The following is a 3,575-nucleotide window of genomic DNA, read 5'->3' as shown; positions in this document are numbered from 1 at the left end:
GGGTGGGTGAGTGGGGTCCAGAAGGGGACCCGGGGAGGCCGCACCCCGGACAAACGGGTGAATCGGCGGCGAGCGGAGATTCCGGGAACACCGCGAACTGATGTCTGTGTCAAAGGGGACAAGGGGGGCGGGATGCCCGCCGTCGTTGCGACGGCACGATGCGAACCGATGGATGGGCGACGCGCGACTCGCGCATCCCTCGGGCGCGTGGTCCTGCCGGAGCGACCGGCGACCATCACCGGGGCGGATCGGATCAGCGGGTGACCGCGTCGTGCTCCCGGGGGGAGCCGAACCCGGGCTCCACCTACGCCACCGTAACCTACGGAACCGTAAGTCGAAAGGGGAAGACCGCCGGCCGTGGTTCCGTGCCGCTCGCCGGGGCCTCCGAAAAGGGGGTCCGATCGCCGATACGGAGGGATGATCCGTTCGTCGGCGCGGTGGGTGCCGCGCCGGGGCGCCCGGACCCCGGCACCCGGACCACCGTGACGGTTCCGCCCGGGGCCGTCCGTCCTGCGGAACGGGACCGCAGGGGTGTCCCCTCCGCGACACGGAGTGCCTATCCTGGTGCCGTCGGACAGCGCGGTCCGTGACCTGCCGAACCGAAGAGCCGCAAGCCGCAAGGAGCCGCATCCGTGAGCAGCAGTGCCGACACCACGACGGAGACTCCGACCTCCCCCTCCGGCGGGTCCGACGGGTCCGACGGGTCCGACCACACCACGTCCACCGGGAACGGGACCTCGGCCTCCGCGGCGGACGCGGTGACCGACCCGGGCAGTGCCCTGCGCGCCGACATCCGGCGACTGGGTGAACTGCTGGGCGCCACCCTCGTGCGCCAGGACGGTCCCGAACTGCTCGAGCTCGTCGAGCGCGTCCGGCGGTTGACCCGCACCGACGGCGAGGCCGCCGCCGAACTCCTCGGCGAACTCGACATCGCCGAGGCCGCCAAGCTGGTGCGCGCCTTCTCCACCTACTTCCACCTGGCCAACGTCACCGAGCAGGTGCACCGGGGGCGCGAGATGCGCAGGCGTCGCGCGGAGGAGGGCGGCCTGCTCGCCCGGACCGCCGACACCCTCAAGGACGCCGACCCCGAGCACGTGCGTCGCACCGTCGCCAACCTTCAGGTGCGGCCGGTCTTCACCGCCCATCCCACCGAGGCCGCCCGCCGCTCGGTGCTCACCAAGCTCCGCGCCATCGCCGGCCTGCTGGAGACGGCGATCTCCGAGGCCGACGCCCGCCGGCTGGAGCTGCGGCTGGCGGAGAACATCGACCTCATCTGGCAGACCGACGAACTGCGGGTGGTCCGCCCCGAGCCGGGCGACGAGGCCCGCAACGCCGTCTACTACCTCGACGAGCTGCACCGGGGCGCGGTCGGTGACCTGCTGGAGGACCTGGCCGCCGAACTGGAGCGCGCCGGGTTCCCGGTGCCCGCCGGTACCCGCCCGCTGACCTTCGGCACCTGGATCGGCGGGGACCGGGACGGCAACCCCAACGTCACCCCGGCCGTCACCCGCGAGGTGCTGCTGCTCCAGCACGAGCACGGCATCGGCCGGGCGCTGGACCACATCGACGAGCTGCGCGGCACGCTCTCCGGCTCCATCCGCAACACCGGCGTCACCGACGAACTGCGCGACTCCCTCGCCCGGGACCTGGAGCTGCTGCCGGAGATCACCCCCCGCTACAAGCGGCTCAACGCCGAGGAGCCCTACCGGCTCAAGGTCACCTGCGTGCGGCAGAAGCTGCTCAACACCCTCTCCCGGCTGCGCGAGGGCTCCCCGCACCAGCCCGGCCGCGACTACCTGGGCACCGGCGAACTGCTGACGGACATGGCGGTCGTGCAGCGCTCGCTGCGCGAACACCGGGGCGGTCTGGTCGCCGACGGCCAGGTGGAGCGGGTCGTCAGGACCATCTCCACCTTCGGGCTCCAGCTCGCCACCATGGACGTCCGCGAGCACGCCGACGCCCACCACCAGGCCCTCGGGCAGCTCTTCGACCGGCTCGGCGAGGAGTCCTGGCGGTACGTGGACATGCCGCGCGACTACCGCACCCGGCTGCTGGCCAAGGAGCTGCGCTCCCGTCGCCCCCTGGCGCCCACCCCGGCGCCGCTGGACGAGGCCGGGTCCCGCACCCTGGGCGTGTTCCGCACCATCCGCGAGGCGCTGGACACCTTCGGGCCGGAGATCATCGAGTCGTACATCATCTCCATGTGCCAGGGGGCGGACGACGTCTTCGCCGCCGCCGTGCTGGCCCGCGAGGCCGGGCTGATCGACCTGCACGCCGGCTGGGCCCGGATCGGCATCGTGCCGCTGCTGGAGACCACCGACGAGCTGCGGATCGCCGACGACCTGCTCGACGAGATGCTCTCCGACCCCTCCTACCGGCGCCTGGTGGCGCTGCGCGGTGACCTCCAGGAGGTCATGCTCGGCTACAGCGACTCCTCGAAGTTCGGCGGTATCACCACCTCGCAGTGGGAGATCCACCGCGCCCAGCGCCGGCTGCGCGACGTCGCCCACCGGCACGGCGTGCGGCTGCGGCTCTTCCACGGCCGGGGCGGCACCGTCGGCCGTGGCGGCGGCCCCTCGCACGACGCGATCCTCGCCCAGCCCTGGGGCACCCTGGAGGGCGAGATCAAGGTGACCGAGCAGGGCGAGGTCATCTCCGACAAGTACCTCGTCCCCTCCCTGGCGCGGGAGAACCTGGAGCTGACGGTCGCCGCCACCCTTCAGGCGTCCGCCCTGCACACCGCGCCCCGGCAGTCCGAGGAGGCGCTGGCCCGCTGGGACGCGGCGATGGACACCGTCTCGGAGGCCGCGCACGGCGCCTACCGGGCCCTGGTCGAGGACCCGGACCTGCCGCCGTACTTCTTCGCCTCCACCCCGGTGGACCAGCTCGCCGAACTGCACCTGGGGTCGCGGCCCTCGCGCCGTCCCGACAGCGGCGCCGGCCTGGACGGGCTGCGGGCCATCCCGTGGGTCTTCGGCTGGACGCAGTCCCGGCAGATCGTGCCGGGCTGGTTCGGTGTCGGGACCGGGCTGAGGGCGGCCCGCGAGGCGGGGTTGGACGGGGTGCTCTCGGAGGCGTTCGAGAACTGGCACTTCTTCCGCAACTTCCTGTCCAACGTCGAGATGACGCTGGCCAAGACGGACCTGCGGATCGCCGGCCACTACGTGGAGACGCTGGTGCCGGAGAACCTGCGGCACATCTTCGACACCATCCGCGCCGAGCACGAGCTGACCGTGGCGGAGGTGCTGCGGGTCACCGGCGGCGACGAACTGCTGTCCGCCAACCCGGCGCTGCGGCAGACCCTCCAGATCCGGGACGCCTACCTCGACCCGATCTCCTACCTCCAGGTGGCTCTGCTGGCCCGTCAGCGCCAGGCGGCCGAGCGCGGGGAGGAGCCGGACCAGCTGCTGTCCCGTGCGCTGCTGTTGACGGTCAACGGTGTCGCGGCCGGGCTGCGCAACACCGGCTGAGCACGCGTCACACGGGAACGGGCCGCCCGCCGTTGTCGGGGGCGGCCCGTTCCGCGTTCCCGGCCGCGGACGCGGGGGCGGACACGGGGGTGGACACGACGGGGG

General features: G+C 72.9%; 1 protein-coding gene. It reads left to right on the top strand.

Features of this window, described 5'->3' with window-relative positions; genetic code table 11:
• The first annotated feature begins 758 nt into the window (after positions 1 to 758).
• Positions 759 to 3,470: a phosphoenolpyruvate carboxylase gene (gene ppc, locus FNQ90_RS16240; protein ID WP_182607044.1), complete on the top strand. Its 2,712-nt coding sequence runs from the start codon at positions 759 to 761 to the stop codon at positions 3,468 to 3,470.
• The last annotated feature ends 105 nt before the right edge of the window (positions 3,471 to 3,575 follow it).

Origin of the sequence: Streptomyces alkaliphilus, assembly GCF_014141535.1 — a bacterium.
Classification (GTDB): Bacteria; Actinomycetota; Actinomycetes; order Streptomycetales; family Streptomycetaceae; genus Streptomyces; species Streptomyces alkaliphilus.
Note: the sequence above shows the minus strand (reverse complement) of the source record. Positions and strands in the feature narration are given on the sequence as shown.